The following is a 15,590-nucleotide window of genomic DNA, read 5'->3' as shown; positions in this document are numbered from 1 at the left end:
AATGAATTGTAGTTTTAGCGAGATCAAATCAAACATTGCCCTAGACTAATGAGTGTAACCTTCGAGACCCAGAAAACCCATGCATGGAAGCAAAGGTGACCAACTGATCTCGTTTGATGCTGCTTTAAGAGTTGCAGATCATGGGGTTTTAACAAAATTTGGAAGACACCTGAAAAATATTGAAATTGCGGTGCTTCGTGGAGCGTGGCAAGGGCAAACCTATGACCAAATTGCCGAAGCACAAGGCTATGCTCCTGAATATATCAAACATGATGTCGGTCCTAAACTATGGCAACTACTGTCGTCCAGTTTTGGGGAAAAGGTGAGTAAGACCAATTTGGTAGCGGTGATTGCCCAGCAAGCTGATAGTAGCGATCGGCTTCAAGGTGTACCTGACACGCAGTCAGTCACTCCTACTCAAGCTGCCGATGCTCCATCTGTTGGGGAGGCAGTTGTAGGGCTGGTGCCGCTGGGATCTAGATTTTATTTAGAGCGTCCCTTTGTCGAATCGTGTTGCTATGAGGAGATTCTTAAACCAGGTGCATTGATTCGGATTAAGGCACCTAGCCAGATGGGTAAGACCTCACTGATGGTGAGGATTTTGGACCAGGCCAAACGGCAATCCGGTTTTCCGGATGCAGAAACTGTACAGATTGTTGCCTTAAGCTTTCAACGAGCAGATAAGGCAGTATTTACAAATCTGGATAAACTATTGCGGTGGTTTTGCGCGGCGATTACTCGCAAACTCCAGCTCTCGCATCAAGTCGATCAGTTTTGGAGCGAGACGTTTGGCAGCAAAGGTAATTGTACGGCCTACTTCGAAGACTGCATTTTGTCTAGCCTGAACGGGCCTTTAATAATTGCACTGGACCAAGTCGATGAAGTGTTTCTTCATCCCGAAATTGCCGACGATTTTTTTACCTTACTGCGCTCCTGGTATGAAGAAGCCGCCTATGGAGAGAGTGGCAATCCGCTCTGGCAGAACCTGCGACTGATTATTGTTCACTCAACCGAGGTTTATATTCCGCTTGATATCAACAAGTCTCCCTTCAATGTGGGATTGGCAATCAATCTGCACGAATTTACTCCAGATCAGGTACATGAGTTAGCCCAACGGTATGGATTAAAATTGACTGAATCTGAACAGTCTCAGTTAATGGCCTTGATTGGCGGACATCCTTACCTGATTCAACAGGCGTTCTATCATTTGGCGCGTCAGGATTTAATGCTAGACGAGTTACTTCAAACATCTGCTACTGACGCTGGGATTTATCATAATCATCTGCATCGACATCTACGCCATCTCCAGGAACACCCTGAATTGGCAATGGCCTTTAATCAGGTGATTCAGGCAACTATTCCAGTTGAATTGGATCAGTTATTGACATTTAAGCTACACAGCATCGGTTTAGTCACCCTGAAAGGTAATCAAGTCATTCCTAGCTGTGAGCTATACCGGCAGTATTTTGTTAGCCACAAGATTCTGTAAACGCAGTTTGTTGAGAATGGTAAATCGAGATGGCGTTGCTACTGGATCGTTCCAGTTAACGTAAGTGACAATGCTGGGAAGATACTGGAGTATTTGCAACTAAAACGATTATGCCTTCATTCATCTGCCATCCTGCTGCTTCGACAATGGGTGCGGCATCCGCAGGTGCAGTTTCAGCTTGGGGGAATCGCAGATCGGCCAAAATCTCACTGTCGCTCAAGGGTTCGTAGGGCGTTGGAGATAGCCCACTGCGGCCCGTTGTAAAAAACTCGGCCCTCGAACTGGATTGCACCACCTCACAGCCTTGCGCCGGACGATCGCTGAGGGGAACTGAGGCCAGGGCTGGCGTAGTCGTGCCGGGATTGACGTTGGGACTGCGGATAATCACCTCTCCGGGGGTGCCAAAGGTAGAGCTGGCAGTGATATCGCTAAGGTTGGTGGGCTGGGGTTGGGGCGTAGTTCCCAGGATCGCGTCGGCGGTAATGGTGACTCGGCCTCCCCTGCCCGTAAACGCATTGGCGCGGATATCGCTATCTTCCACCGGAGCCGCCAGGATAAAGCCAGTGTCGATGGTGAGATTGCCTCCGTCTCCGCCTCGGCTTTCTACGCCCGCACTGGTTGAGACCTGACTGTTGCGGCGCAACACCAGCGCCTCCTGAATCCGCAGATCAATATCTCCGCCCTGACCAGACGCACTTTCGGCCACTAGTCTACCGCGCCGGTCCAGGCGAATCTGTTCGGCTTGGATGTTGAGGCTGCCTGCTCCAGCAGCCAGTTCATCTGGATTGAGGCTACTCACTGCGATCACCGCTCCATTCTGCACCTCTAGGTTGGGAGTTTGAATGGTCAGGGTACCGCCCCGCCCCGTAGCCGTTGGCTCGCCGCCACCCTGAATGCTTGGTAGACCGCCCGATGCCGCAAAAATTGTAGTGGGTGGTAGCCCTGGTCCAGCCGCGCCCGTCAGTTCAACCGACTCCGCTGCCCGAATCGTCAGATTGCCTGCATCGCCCACTCCCTCCGAGTTGGTTTGGATCACGGCTCCATTGCTGAGGCGCAACCGTTTGGTGCTGATCTGAATCGAGCCGCCGCGCCCAGTCGCGGTTTCGTTACTGTCGGCAAAGATGCCAGTAGAGAAAGGCCGCCCCTCTCGCACCACTACCCTGCCCCTGGAGTTGCGCAATACCCCATCCAGGTCAATAGTTGTGGCTCGAATGCGCAGTGCTCCAGCTCGGCCAGCCCCGGAGGTATCGGCTGCAATTTCGGCTCCGGCGGCTAAGCGGAGGGAGCGGGTTGAGAGAGTGAGATTGCCACCCCGACCAGAGGATCCCTCAAGGGCCGTTGACAAGAGGGCCGTTGGGCTGATGATAGCTCCACCTCTACCATTCAACTCGATCGCCTCAGCCACAATCGAGAGGTGCCCAGCGTTGCCCGCGCCAGCCGTCACCGTCGTGATCTGACTTCCAGACTGCATCGCCAGCCGCTCTGTTTGGAGGCGAATCGAGCCACTGTTGCCAGTGTTGCTGTTTGCAAAAGTAGCGGTGCTAAGTAACGAAAACTCAGATAGGTTAACCTGCTCGGCTCGGATCACCAGCGGCTGCCCCGGACGGTTGCCTGCCAGGGTATCGGAAACAATCACCGTGCTGCCCATTATGTTCAGTTGGTCAGCCCGAATCTGGATACTGCCGCCAGGACGATTGCCGGTTAGATCCGTCGCGTTCACCGTGGCCTGGTTGGAAAAGTTAATCGTGCCAAACTGTGCTGCCGCAGGATAATTCAGTTCCCACCCTAGCGGAGTTTCCCGAATCGCGACTTCCCCACTGGCAACGCTGCCCAACTCAACCCGACCGCCCGGAGCCGTTAGATAACCGCCAGAGACATCAACCTGTCCGCCAACCAGAGCCAGCGTCTCACCGGGAGCCACTTGGAGGCCGCCGGCAATTGGTTCGCCAAACGGCCGCACCAGATTACTGCGCGACTCATTACGCAGCAATCTAGGCCGACCAAACTGTAGCCCAACTGGTACACTCACCGTCAGCAGCGGCGATTGTTGGAGATTGACGGCGCTAAATTCCACACCATCGGCGAAGCGAATACTCTCTGCTGTGCTTGCCAAAAACGATCCGCCTAAATTCAAAGCGGCATGGCGACCAAACAGCACTCCCCTGGGATTGATCAGGAAAAAGTTGGCCGAACTCACCTGACCGTTCGCTTGCAGCGCCTCCAGTAGACCGTTGATACGCGACGCTGAGCCACCCGTCACCCGCGAGAAAATGTGGGTCACACTTGAGTCAATATTGCGAAACGAAGCGGTCTGATTGCGCAGAATCGAAAAGTCCTCAAAGCTATGAAACAGGTTGTTTCCGGTGCGTGTCCCCTCGGTGATGATGGTGGTGTTGCCCTGACGTCGGACTCTGGAATTGGTAGGCAAGGAACTATCTGCGCGAATTTGGGCCAGACTCGGCTGACCGTACCCAATTGCAACTAGGCTCAAAAGCAGAAACGGCCACTCCATGCGTCTCATCCTGCACCTCACAGAAGCGGCTGCACCGAGACAAAATCAGCTTTTGTGATTTGTCTGGCCGATACATCAATTAGAAGCGCCAGCGGATCGGTCCCCAAGCGGATCAATGTGTTGTCGCCTTTTTGCTGGATTGTCAGTTGGCGGAACCGCAAATCTGGCAGTAGCCCCAGTCGGTCTTGCCCGTTGCGGAAGTCTTCGATCCGGTCTCGGCCTGGACCTGGCTCCAGCACAAAAATATCACGTCCCTTGCCGCCAATCAGCTTGTCGCCTCCGCGTCCACCAAACAGCGTATCCTTACCATTGCCGCCCTCGAGCCGATCGCTGCCCGCTTCGCCGCTGAGGATATCACTACCGCCTACGCCCAACAGGGTGTCTTTACCAGGGCCACCCCTCAGCCAATCATTGCCCGCTCCTCCGGTGAGCGTATCGTTGCCGGCATAGCCATTGAGGATATCATTCCCAGCTCCGCCATTCAGGTTATCTGGACCGGCGGTGCCATCAATGCTGTCGCTGGTGGGCGTGGTCGATTCGAGGGCGTAGACGCGGGTGTCGTCAAAGGCGAAGAAATTGCTACGAGTCAGGGCCAATCCAGGCGAAAGAGCGGCGATTTGAACGGGGGCGACAGCTCCACTACCGTCTGGGTCAAACAGCAGCGCCCCGGTGCCGCTATTGTAAATCAAGCGATGGTTGCTGGTGGTCGCGTTGGGGCCGATATGAAACTGATCGATGCTAAGGATTGCATTCACGGCCAATCCCGCATTGGCAAAGCCAGAAACCCCACTGTTGCCTGTAGTGTTGCCTATACTATTTCCTACATACAGGCCGATGGTATCTTCAGCCCCATTAAAGTCAGTGATTTGATCAACGCCATCGCTAGCAGGATTGTAGAAATTGAAGCGATCCTGACCGCCACCGCCGCTCAGCGTATCGTTGCCAGAGCCGCCGTAGACGGTGTCATTTTCGCTGCCGCCATCCAGCCGATCGTCACCCGCCTCACCAAACAGGCGATCGCTAGCAGCCTGTCCTGCTAGTTGATCATTGCCAGAACCGCCGTTGAGGAAATCTTGCCCACTACCGCCATTGAGACTATCGTCGCCCTCTTGTCCAATGCCAACATCATTGCCTGCCAACAGATTGAAGATATCGCTGCCTTCACTGCCAAATAGCCGGTCGTCGCCTCCGGTAGCAGGGGGCACCGTACCCGTTGGCGGTGGATTAGCCGCATCGGGAATTTCAGGAATTACAAACCGCTCAACGATCTGAATCGCCGTATGGGTCAGCGGTAAACCAGGAGCCAGTTTGGCAATTTGGGTTTTGGGAATTGAGCCAGAAAAAGTGTAGGTGCGGGTACCGTCCGGGTCATAGAATAAGGCACCCGTAGCCGGATCGTAAATAAACCGATGATCGAGCGTTTGTGCCTGAGTGCCCAGGTGAAACTGAGTAGCCGGTAATTGGCCCACTGATAAGTTTGAGAAACCAGATTGATTATTGAAGGCCCGTAAAGTAGCAACCAGTTTATCACCTTCAGCTAGCTGGAAATCGGTGATGGTGTCTGTGCCGTAGTCACTAAAGCTGGCGCTCGTCGAATCAAATACAAACTGATCGGCACCACTACCGCCGGTCAACGTGTCGTTGCCATCTAATCCGCCGATCTGATCGTTCCCCGCTCCGCCATCGATCAGGTCATCGCCTTCGCCTGCATTGACAATATCATTGCCACCTCCGGCTGCTATTGTGTTGTTGACCACAGGAATCGGGCCGGTACTGCCGCTGTAGGGCCTTTCTTCAATCACGTTATCTAGCCCATTGCCATTGCCAACAATGGCATCAACTCCCCGCAAAATCAACCGCTCAACGTTATCGGGCAGCGTGTAGCTCAGCTCGGTTTCAACAACATCGATGCCTTCACCAGGCTGTTCTATGATGATGTCTGACGTGTCGCTAATCAGTTGATACAGGTCGTTGCCTGGACCGCCAATTAAGATGTCGGCTCCGCTATCTCCAGCCAATTTATCGTTGCCCGAACCGCCGTAGAGAATATCATCTCCTTCATTACCAAACGCCTGGTCGTTGCCTGAACCGCCGTAGAGGATATCTTGACCATCCAGACCATGCAGCGAATCATCTCCCGCTTCGCCATACAGCAAATCATCGCCGCTGTTACCTATAATTCGGTCGTTGCCCGAACCGCCATCTACCATATCGTTTCCAGCACCGCTCAGCAGTGCATCTGCACCTTCCAAGCCGACAATCAGATCGTCAGCAACAGCACTATAAACCACGATGTCATCAGCACTGGTTTCTGCAATTGGGCGACCTGTTGAAACTCCCTGCTTGACTGGTGCGCTATTCACATCCTCGATAACGATCACCAACGATTTGATCTCACTGCTATCGCTGAGTGGAACTGTGGCGGTGTAGGGCGAATTAGGCGCAGGCTGTTCCCGGAAAATAGCCACTTCCTGAGTAAAGCCAAGCGAATCAGTGCTGTCGATATCCCAAAATAGGAAGTCATAGGGGCTGCCATCGTTATCGTCATCCCGATCGGGCGTCGTGGGATCACCATCATCGCGAATTTGCAGCGGAATGGCGGTGTCGGTATCACCCACCGTAGCTAGAATGTCTGCATCAGCAACATAAAGATTATTTTCGTTCAAGTTCCACGGAGCTGGCAGACCATAATCCAGCCGACCATCGTAGCGATTCTTGGTGCCTCGGCCAGTGCGATGCCTAATTTTACGTGCCATGATTGTTTAGCTCAGCGTAAACTCGAAACTACATCTATTCAAACTCGTAATTTTCAACCGATCCCGGTAATTGTCATAATTTGCAAACAATTTCCAAACCCTAGCCTTCTCGTTGAGCAAAGGTTTCGTTTTGAATTCATAGGGTTCAATTGATCAGTTGAGCAGTTCCTTATCGATCAACAGCTCAGTGCCACTCATTTCCGGAGATTAGAAGCACCTGTTTATGGGGCAGCTTGAGCAATCGCACAGTGTATACGTTGCCAATTCACTCTGCCAGCGATCGGATTCAAGAGCTTAGAGTTGTTGACCTAAAACAATTTACTCACCAAACAGCTAAAACCAGGCAAAATTGGGCTGGTAATTTCATCTTGAGAATAAAGTGTTGCGACGAGTTTCAGCATTGCGTTCTCACGGCGATACACTTCAACGCTTTGTTCCCTAAAATTCACAATCCAATATTCAAGTACTCCCCGGACAGAATATAATTTTAGCTTTGCTTCTCGGTCTCGTCTTTCGTTCGGTTTCCCTGGAGACAGCACCTCAACCACGAGTTCAGGGGCCGCCGTGAGATGACCTGCATCATCGAGCAATCGCTCTAGGCGTTCGTGGCTTGCCCAAACGACATCGGGGATGACATTATCTGATTCTGAGAAAATAATGCCAGGATTGATGGCAGCTCTTCCTAAATTGGTTTCATCAGACCAAAAAATCAACCGTGTAATGATTCTGCCACACACTTCCTGATGCTTCCAATCCGGCGCTCTGGTCACAAACAATTCCCCATCAATGATTTCGTAGCGATTGGCACGATCGCCTTCAAAGATCGTTAGATCGGCAATTGTCCAGCGAACTGAATTGGTGATTTTAGACTGCATAGAACCTCTTGCCCTTCTTCTCTGATCATAAATCACCTCGTGTGATCCTAGCCAAATGGCTACGCAGCATCTCCGAAAGAATCATCGCAAACTCCGTCATCTTGGAAACAGCCTCAATAAATTCAATTTGCCAAGAAGCATCTAAAATAATCAATTCTACATGAGTCAATGATTGTAAATACGATACACTGCATGCGATCGCACTTGAGTTGCCCCTATGTCTCAATTTATTGCTTATCATGGCTTGACAGCCCAAAGCCACCAAGCCCGTGTGGATAACCTATCCTCGCGGGGGTTCCGGCCCATCTCATTGAATGTGTCAGGTGTGCCCGAAGATGCCCGATATGCCGCTGTGTGGGTTCAGGAACCGGGTTCAGCCTGGGTTGCGGTGCATGGCTTATCCGCCAGTGGGTATCAGGCAAAGTTTGACGAACTCACGGCGGCAGGCTACGTTCCCGTTCTCATCAGTGCGACGGGTGCAGCAGAACACGCCAGTTTCACGGCTCTCTTTGAGCAGGGCGTCAACCGCCCCTGGTTTTCCCGTCATAGCTTGCGATGGGGACCAGAAACTGATCCTGACACAATTCAGCATGAAAATAACCGGGCATTTACCGCTGGGTTAATGCCGCACTGTTTGACGATCTATGGCACTCCAGAAGCACGACAATTTGCGGGCATCTGGCTCCAGAATGAGGCGGCAGTGGCGTGGTCGTGGTGGTTGATTTCGCCGGATGCCTACCAGCGCTTTTTTGATGCCCTGGTCGAGGCGGGAGTGCGTCCCGCTTGGGTATCTGTTGCTCCGGATGGCTGGCTACTGTCTGTGTTTCGAGATGACCAGATTGGCACTTGGTGGGCGCGGCATGGGCTGACCGCCGATCAATATCAGGCGGAGTTTGATACCCGTGTTGCAGCCGGTCTGATGCCCCTCTGGGTGCAAGCTGGAGGCTCAGGCCTGAACACCCGCTATGCATCTCTTTTCGCCCACACGCGATCGCCCCAGCCTCGCCAATGGACGGCTGTGGGCAACGCAATTTGTGAGTTTCCCCAGTTGGACGACCGAGTGCAGGCGTTCATGACGCAACAGGGCATTCGAGCCGGATCAGTGGCAATTGTCCGGCAGGGTGAGCTTCTAGTCAGTCGTGGCTACACCTGGGCAGAATCGACCTATCCCATCACCCAACCCAATAGCCTATTCCGCATTGCCAGCCTGAGTAAGCTGTTTACCACTGCGGCGCTCGCCCGACTGGTGGAGTCCGGTCAACTGCACTGGGACACGCCAGCCTACCCTTTTCTTGGCATCACCGCCACCACCCTGCCTGACCAGGCTCCTGACCCCGCTACGCCTACCATTACAGTCAGGCAATTACTCCTGCATACCAGTGGGCTGGTGCGAGATGCCAACCCCTGGGAGATTGGCGATCGCCTCAATCTGACGGAACCAGTCTCTCGTGACCAGATGATCCGATTCATGTACGGGGAACCGCTGGCGTTTCCACCTGGACACCAAACGATGTACTCCAACCTGGGCTACATCCTGCTCACCTCACTGATTGAAACAGCCGCCGGACTTCCCTACCTAGACTATCTCAATCAAGCCCTACTCCACCCCGAAGGGTTACAGGATGTCTGGGTGGGTCATACGCCTGCTCATGCTCGTCTGACTGGCGAAGTTACCTATGATGCCTCCACAGTTGGCCCCTCTTTGCTCCATCCAGGGACAACCATCATGGCTCCCACGGCCTATGGGGGTGATTTCAGATTGGAAACCATTGAAGGCAGCGGTGGATTGGTTACATCGGCTTCCACAATTGCCCGGTTTATCTCCCGCCATGCGGTGTGGATGAGCGAAACCCCAACCGGGGAAATTCTTGATGTGCGTCGCCCTGCTGTGCGATACGGGAAATTAGCTGGCACGACCAGTATCGCCGTTTCAAAAAATAACGGTATTGACTTTGTCTGTCTGTTTAATCGAGCCGTCAGTGATGAAGCTCAAGATGATTTTAGAAAAACGATGGAGGAATATTTAACATGACTCGATCAATTACTCATTAGCGTAAAACTTTAGATTTGCTACAGGCGGATGGAACAGCCGTCTCTGCTGTTGGAGAGGAGGTAAGACCAAAGGTGGGACGCAAGTCCAATAAGGCACTCTCCGTTGAGAACAGAAGCCCGCGCTGTATCGTAAGGTCAGCGTCGGATAGTTCACTGAGTATTTGGATTTTTCAAGGCCAACAAGCCAAACAAGTTGAACCCATCTTCCTGCGCAGTCAGGGGATCGGGGACAACGGCAGTGCCGGTGCTCAACAGTGATTTGAAGAACTGACGATATTGGTACTTGACGGCATCGAGTTGAGAAAAAATTGTGTGGGGGTCGGCAATTCCGTCCCCAGCAAACTGCACTACCACTCCGGTATAGAGACTGCCATTACGAGATACCCGATTGCGGGAGACATCGTAAGGAACAATCCCATCCAGGTTCTCCAAGGGCAAGGAGGTTTGCATGGTAGACCAGAGGATTGGACCGGCTTGTTCCACGCCGGTCGCCAATGCCAGGGCATCAAATACAGCTTGAGGCACTTCCGTATCGCCTTGGCCAACGGGTTGATAGACCGAGCGGGCAGGATGATTGGGCAGAGGATTTTTGGCAACTCGCGGCGCATAGGCAATCGGGTCAGCCGCTTCCCAGGCCGTCTGTAACAGTTGCAATCCAGGATAGAGGAAATTCAACGGTTGCAAGGTGCCCAAAAGTAACCCAATCACAGGAGCAAGCTCATTTTCTGCCAGCAGCAGTGACCAAAAACCGGGTGATCCGGTAGGCACGCCTCCTCGAATCTTTGGCTCTACAGCCGCCATCATATTGGCATACTGTGCCCCATGCGATTGGCCCAATACCACCGTGGGTTCAATTTGGAGCTGATAGCTCGTTTTACCCATGGGCAAGGGGGGCGCACTATGTCCAGTAAACACCGATTGGGGAATGACTAGGTTTTCCAAAGCTTCTAGCAACAGGCGCTGTTCCAGCACTCCCTGACGGAACGTGTCTCGGTAGGCGGAGAGATTGAGTAGATTGAGATAGGCTTCGGAAGGCCCACCTGGCAATCGTTCTGGATTTAGTCGTTGATTGGGAAAGTCCAGCAGCTTGAGGTTTTGTATGATATTTTGATGACTTTGAAGATGATTTTTTTAGAGATGAATTTTCTAACAGTGCTGTGAATAACTGCTCTGCCAATTGATTAATTGGCTAGTTTGCGATTGCTTAGCAATCGGTCAATCGTCTTATTAACCCAGACCTCAGTCAGAGAATTACCTGTTAGTGAATCTTTGTGGCTCTGGGAGCGTCTAGCATGGGTTGGTGCTGAAATGGCGCGAGTGCGCCGGTCAGACAGGGAAGCAAAGTCTGAATCTGACCAAGCCAAACGTTGCACCAATTGCTCAAAAAGCCGAACGATCCTGGTTTGTTCACTGAAACCAGTCTGAGCTATTGTCTTAGAGCTATCATTGATCAGCCCTTTGAAAGTCTGATTTTCTGGCCAGCCGGCTCCTAAATTTGTCTCAGAGCCAGTCCAAGGAACATAGGGGTTTACTGATACAGTACCGTCTAACATAGCTTGTCATAGATGATAAGTGACTTAGTTGCAACAGCAACAAGACTGAAAAGACTTTGACTTATAAGAATCAAGCGCCCTGTTTGAGCCAAATCCGGATGAAATTGAGAAATTATGTTTTGTTTTAAACTGGTCAGATTGCAGAGTCTTTACAAATCTGTGGTTTCCAGCAACTATGTGTCAGCCCAGCCAGCCCAGCCAGCTCTATTTACTGAGTAGAGAGCATGGAGCGAATATTGAGTAGAGGGAAGATGTAATGTTTTTTACAATATCTTTATAAATACGGGTGAATAAAAAATGATGATTCCCCACTCTGAGACACTTAACATTGCCAATCAGGCATTTGCGGCATTTGCCAGCGGCATAGCCCACGGCGATTGGTCGGCCTTCTTGAATTGGTTGAGTGAAGACTTTACTTTTTGGTTTCCAGCAGGACCCTACCAAGGCTGGAATCAGGGCAAAGACAGAGCGAGCGAATTTCTGCACTCTGTGTCACGAGTCTTTCCCCAAGGGCTGACTCTAACAATCGAACAAGTGACTAGCAATGACACAACCGTTGTCTTCGAGGTGCGTTCAGAGGGAATGATGCAGAGCCACGCTTATCAAAATCAGGCAGCTATTGCCTTTGACGTCAAAGATGGCAAGATTTGCGCTTACCGAGAGTATTTAGGGGTGATTTACCAGTTGAAGTGAGAAACTAAAGTCTGGCTACAGATTCAAACCTCACCCATCTTCATCTTCTGTAGTTCTTACTTGAGCAATTGGTATTACTCCCACCCGCAAATTGATACTGGCCAGTAAAGTAAACGCCTGCTCTAGGCGAAGTGGTCTGCAAGTAGTCATTAAGTAGGTAGGCTAAATTAATCTTCGCTCCACAATGCCGGGTCTCGACTCCGCTCAACCCTCTGCTTCCCGAAACGTTGCGCATTGAGCGGAGTCGAAATGCGTCTTCTCAATCATTGCGCCCACCTACTTACTCAATCGTATCAATCCTCAATTCCTTGAAACCAGTTGCTGCATCATATTCGCGTTGAAAGCACAGGTGGGGGAGAACGCCGATCACAATTTCAGCGGTGGTGTAGATCAGGCAGCCCGTCAGCAAATGACCGCCCCAAACTTGACCGCTGCGGTCAGCAAGCGCAATGTGATAGTGGGAACCATACTTCGACATCACCCCGGTCAACGAGACAATCTCAAACTTGCCAGTATAGACTGTCGCCTCCGACTGACCCGCCAACCGCAACCTCGCCTCCGTTAGGCTGCCAACACAGGTGACAACACAGGCTGCCTCCCAACCCTGCTGACAGACAAACTGATCGAGTTCAGCTCTCAGGTCTTGCTGCGGTTTCAGACGAAGGGCAACGGTATGCATGAGTGCTCTATTTGCTTGAACGCCACTGATTCGCCCGCAGATTTTGATCTGCCAACTGGGCCGTTTCCTGAATGCGTTTGGCTCGAGTCTCTGGCTTCTTTGCAGCCGCAATCCATTCCAAAATGCCTCGCTTCACCGAGCGGGGAAACGCCGCAAAATTTTGCTTGGCTGCCGGGTAGGCGTCCAGTGCTGCGGTCAGATCCGGCGGAATTTCCAGCGCCTCAACCGCATCCAGCGCCTGCCAAGAGCCATCCTGTTTAGCGGCTTCCACCTTCGCTAAGCCAGCGGGCATCATCAGCCCTTGCGCCATCAACCGTTCGACTCTGGTTTTATTCAGTTTGGACCAGCCCGTTCCCCGTTTTCTGGGTGCAAACCACAGCATCGAGCGCTCCTGATCCAGCTTGTTGGGTTTACTATCGATCCAGCCAAAGCACAGTGCCTCTTCCACAGCTTCATCGGTTTCAAAGCGAGGTTTGCCAGCACCTTTCTTGTAGCTAATCAGCCAAATCCCTTGCATGCGGGTATGGTTTTGCTCTAGCCAAGCCCGCCACTCAGCGCGAGTCATGGGGTGGATTGCATTGTCTGGTACTGGAGTCATCACTGCTCTATCGGTAATGAAATAGTTACTGCTTAGTAGATATTCAAGTTAGTGACAGAGTTAATATTTACACTGATATTGATTCAAGCATAGACAAGGTTGCTTCTACGAGTTCTAAATCAGCCTACTAAGAATTCAACCGGGGCGATCAAGATATCCCACTCAAAAATCATTCGGTTGACCTAACTTAGCCACAGCACCTCATAGCACACATCACCCATCCACTGTTCGGCTGAGCCGCTCACGGCGAAGCCCATCCACCAAATTTATTCACCAATACCAAACGGGGAAAGCCAAAACCCTTGCCCATTGCAAGACTTCCTAGCCATTCCCCCATCACTTGATAATCAGCAAAATAAGTGGCAAACCGTTCAGGCCGAATCTGATTCTACTCCGCGGGCTGGAGCCGAGTCACCTTCAGCTTGAAGCTACCTATACCCTGTCCTGCATAGGGGCTGACCCGAATGATATAGCTGCCGGGTCGGGTAATGCGGGCAAACAGCATGGAATTCGTGGAGCCATCCGGTGCATCATCATTTTCAGCAACTGCTGCTCCATCGGGCGCAATCAGAGTAATGATGGTATCGAACTCCTCCGAGGTGAGGTCCATCACTACCTGTTCGCCTTCCTCAAACGTGACTAAATAGTCTCTCGCAAAGCCACCGCTACCCGTTGGGATATCCTTATCTGTTAAGCTATCGGATACCTCGTTGCCATCTGGCAGCGGAATCGGGTTGTAGAGCGGAGATTGGGCATTTGCTGACAGTGCACCCAAGCCAATTGCCAGCGCGGTCGCTGGGGCCAGTAAAGGAAAGCTGAACTTAGACACCAAAGGGTTCCTCACATATCGAAACAGCAGTACCCCGTCAGGATAACAAGCGTTCGTCAATTATGCCTCATTAATTTTGGCATGCCTGCCCCTACTCCTGAAGAATTTAGATTTCCACCTCCCCACTCCCCACTCCCCACTCCCCACTCCCATCCCCCAAATCCTTTAAACTAGATTAAGAAAGATTACTACCCAAACACCTATGGCGGCCAAAGTTGAAATTTACACCTGGAGTACCTGTCCCTTTTGCATTCGTGCCAAAGCACTGCTCGATAAAAAAGGCGTTGAATATACCGAATACTGTCTAGATGGCGACGAACCTGGTCGGCGGGAAATGGCCAAGCGGGCCAATGGGAGACGGTCGGTGCCGCAAATTTTCATTGATGACCAACATGTTGGCGGCTGTGATGATCTCTATGCTCTGAATGCGCGAGGCGGACTAGATCCCTTGCTGGCAGGCAGTTGAAGCAAAGTGGAAGCAAAGTGGAAGCGAGTCTGGAGCAAGTTTAGCGGCACAAGCAAAAGCGGGAGAAAAACTGGGTGAAATTTGCATTCATTATTGATCCGATCGCCAAGCTCGATCCGGGACACGATACCAGTGTGGCCTTGATGGAAGCGGCTCAGGAGTTGGGTCATGAAGTCTGGATTACTGAAGCGCATCGGTTGAGTGTGGCTGAGGGCAAAGCTTGGGCTATAGCAGAACCCGTCCATCTAGAGCCAGTCGAGTTGGTCGAGGGGCGTTGGGTGATCCAAGACCCGTGGTTTAGGGTAGACAAGGCCCCAACTCTGCTGTGTCTGGAGGCTATGGACGCGGTTTTCATGCGAACCGACCCGCCGGTCACAATTCCCTACCTCTATGCCACCTATATTCTCGACTATATTGATCCTGCCAAAACTCTGGTGATCAACTCCCCCCGCGGCATCCGGGCAGCCAACGAAAAAATGTATGCCCTCCAGTTTACCGACGTGATGCCCGAAACTATCGTTACGCAAGACAAGCAGATCATTCGGGAGTTTGTGGAGCGGCAGGGAGCCGCCGTGATCAAGCCCTTGGGCGGCAAAGCGGGCGAAGGGATTCTGCTGATTACGCCAGAGGATCGCAACTTCAACTCGCTGATTGAAATCAGCACCCAGGGGCGAACGCCGATTATGGTGCAGGCGTTTCTACCGGCGGCCCAAGAAGGCGACAAGCGCATCATTCTGCTCAACGGCGAACCGATTGGAGCGGTAAACCGAGTGCCGACCGGCAAAGAATTTCGCGGCAACATGGCCGTAGGCGGCAAGGCCGTCAAAACCGAACTCACCGAACGGGACCGGCTGATCTGCGAGCGCGTGGCTCCTACCCTACAGCGAGATGGGCTGTACTTTGTCGGCATCGATGTGATTGGCGGCTACCTGACCGAGGTAAATGTCACCAGCCCAACCGGGATTCGCGAAATCGATCGCCTCGATCAGGCGCGGTTGGGGCAGCGAGTGATCCAATGGGTCGAAGCGGCAACCAAAACGCGCACATCGCCTTCGCTGAGCCTGTTGTAGCGATTCTGCAACGGTTTT

General features: G+C 52.1%; 12 protein-coding genes. 5 read left to right on the top strand and 7 right to left on the bottom strand.

Going from position 1 to position 15,590, the window contains the following annotated elements; translation table 11 throughout:
• The first annotated feature begins 79 nt into the window (after positions 1 to 79).
• A complete protein-coding gene (locus tag HJG54_RS01150; RefSeq protein WP_316432875.1) occupies positions 80 to 1,489 on the top strand; it encodes an AAA-like domain-containing protein in 1,410 nt (469 codons plus the stop codon).
• A gap of 55 nt (positions 1,490 to 1,544) precedes the next feature.
• On the opposite strand, the gene HJG54_RS01145 is transcribed toward HJG54_RS01150, so the two are convergent.
• From HJG54_RS01145 to HJG54_RS01135, 3 genes are all read right to left on the bottom strand, one after another.
• Positions 1,545 to 4,001, bottom strand: a complete 2,457-nt coding sequence (locus HJG54_RS01145; RefSeq protein WP_316432873.1) for a filamentous hemagglutinin N-terminal domain-containing protein — start codon at positions 3,999 to 4,001, stop codon at positions 1,545 to 1,547.
• A 17-nt stretch (positions 4,002 to 4,018) separates the two neighbouring features.
• Complete coding sequence (locus HJG54_RS01140; protein ID WP_316432871.1) at positions 4,019 to 6,757, bottom strand: calcium-binding protein; 2,739 nt, start codon at positions 6,755 to 6,757, stop codon at positions 4,019 to 4,021.
• A 308-nt stretch (positions 6,758 to 7,065) separates the two neighbouring features.
• Complete coding sequence (locus HJG54_RS01135; RefSeq protein WP_316432869.1) at positions 7,066 to 7,632, bottom strand: Uma2 family endonuclease; 567 nt, start codon at positions 7,630 to 7,632, stop codon at positions 7,066 to 7,068.
• Between the two features lie 217 nt (positions 7,633 to 7,849).
• Here HJG54_RS01135 and HJG54_RS01130 point away from each other — a divergent pair, with 217 nt between their 5' ends.
• Positions 7,850 to 9,664 (top strand): serine hydrolase, encoded by a 1,815-nt coding sequence (locus HJG54_RS01130; RefSeq protein ID WP_316432867.1) that lies wholly within the window; start codon positions 7,850 to 7,852, stop codon positions 9,662 to 9,664.
• Between the two features lie 170 nt (positions 9,665 to 9,834).
• Here the strand turns inward: HJG54_RS01130 and HJG54_RS01125 are convergent, their stop codons facing one another.
• Positions 9,835 to 10,731, bottom strand: coding sequence for a hypothetical protein (locus HJG54_RS01125; RefSeq protein WP_316432865.1), 897 nt, complete (start codon positions 10,729 to 10,731; stop codon positions 9,835 to 9,837).
• Between the two features lie 803 nt (positions 10,732 to 11,534).
• On the opposite strand from HJG54_RS01125, the gene HJG54_RS01120 reads away from it, so the two are divergent.
• Positions 11,535 to 11,930: a nuclear transport factor 2 family protein gene (locus tag HJG54_RS01120; RefSeq protein ID WP_316432863.1), complete on the top strand. Its 396-nt coding sequence runs from the start codon at positions 11,535 to 11,537 to the stop codon at positions 11,928 to 11,930.
• 280 nt (positions 11,931 to 12,210) lie between these two features.
• On the opposite strand, the gene HJG54_RS01115 is transcribed toward HJG54_RS01120, so the two are convergent.
• The 3 genes from HJG54_RS01115 to HJG54_RS01105 all read right to left on the bottom strand — a co-directional run bounded on the left by HJG54_RS01115 (position 12,211) and on the right by HJG54_RS01105 (position 14,036).
• Positions 12,211 to 12,609, bottom strand: a complete 399-nt coding sequence (locus tag HJG54_RS01115; RefSeq protein ID WP_316432862.1) for a PPC domain-containing DNA-binding protein — start codon at positions 12,607 to 12,609, stop codon at positions 12,211 to 12,213.
• Positions 12,610 to 12,616: 7 nt separating this feature from the next.
• A complete protein-coding gene (locus HJG54_RS01110) occupies positions 12,617 to 13,207 on the bottom strand; it encodes a YdeI/OmpD-associated family protein (protein ID WP_316432861.1) in 591 nt (196 codons plus the stop codon).
• 388 nt (positions 13,208 to 13,595) lie between these two features.
• Positions 13,596 to 14,036: a peptidase gene (locus HJG54_RS01105; protein ID WP_316435679.1), complete on the bottom strand. Its 441-nt coding sequence runs from the start codon at positions 14,034 to 14,036 to the stop codon at positions 13,596 to 13,598.
• 202 nt (positions 14,037 to 14,238) lie between these two features.
• On the opposite strand from HJG54_RS01105, the gene grxC reads away from it, so the two are divergent.
• Both grxC and gshB read left to right on the top strand, forming a co-directional pair.
• Complete coding sequence (grxC, locus tag HJG54_RS01100; protein ID WP_316432860.1) at positions 14,239 to 14,502, top strand: glutaredoxin 3; 264 nt, start codon at positions 14,239 to 14,241, stop codon at positions 14,500 to 14,502.
• 74 nt (positions 14,503 to 14,576) lie between these two features.
• Entirely contained in the window at positions 14,577 to 15,572 is a 996-nt protein-coding gene (gene gshB, locus HJG54_RS01095) for a glutathione synthase (RefSeq protein WP_316432859.1), read from the top strand.
• The last annotated feature ends 18 nt before the right edge of the window (positions 15,573 to 15,590 follow it).

Source organism: Leptolyngbya sp. NK1-12, assembly GCF_032598965.1.
Classification (GTDB): domain Bacteria; phylum Cyanobacteriota; class Cyanobacteriia; order Elainellales; family Elainellaceae; genus Elainella.
Note: the sequence above shows the minus strand (reverse complement) of the source record. Positions and strands in the feature narration are given on the sequence as shown.

Bases quoted from the DNA above. Each gene is read 5' to 3' on its own strand.
- HJG54_RS01150 (WP_316432875.1), top strand. From the start codon at position 80: ATGCATGGAAGCAAAGGTGACCAACTGATCTCGTTTGATGCTGCTTTA.
- HJG54_RS01145 (WP_316432873.1), bottom strand. From the start codon at position 4,001: ATGGAGTGGCCGTTTCTGCTTTTGAGCCTAGTTGCAATTGGGTACGGT.
- HJG54_RS01140 (WP_316432871.1), bottom strand. From the start codon at position 6,757: ATGGCACGTAAAATTAGGCATCGCACTGGCCGAGGCACCAAGAATCGC.
- HJG54_RS01135 (WP_316432869.1), bottom strand. From the start codon at position 7,632: ATGCAGTCTAAAATCACCAATTCAGTTCGCTGGACAATTGCCGATCTA.
- HJG54_RS01130 (WP_316432867.1), top strand. From the start codon at position 7,850: ATGTCTCAATTTATTGCTTATCATGGCTTGACAGCCCAAAGCCACCAA.
- HJG54_RS01120 (WP_316432863.1), top strand. From the start codon at position 11,535: ATGATGATTCCCCACTCTGAGACACTTAACATTGCCAATCAGGCATTT.
- HJG54_RS01115 (WP_316432862.1), bottom strand. From the start codon at position 12,609: ATGCATACCGTTGCCCTTCGTCTGAAACCGCAGCAAGACCTGAGAGCT.
- HJG54_RS01110 (WP_316432861.1), bottom strand. From the start codon at position 13,207: ATGACTCCAGTACCAGACAATGCAATCCACCCCATGACTCGCGCTGAG.
- grxC (WP_316432860.1), top strand. From the start codon at position 14,239: ATGGCGGCCAAAGTTGAAATTTACACCTGGAGTACCTGTCCCTTTTGC.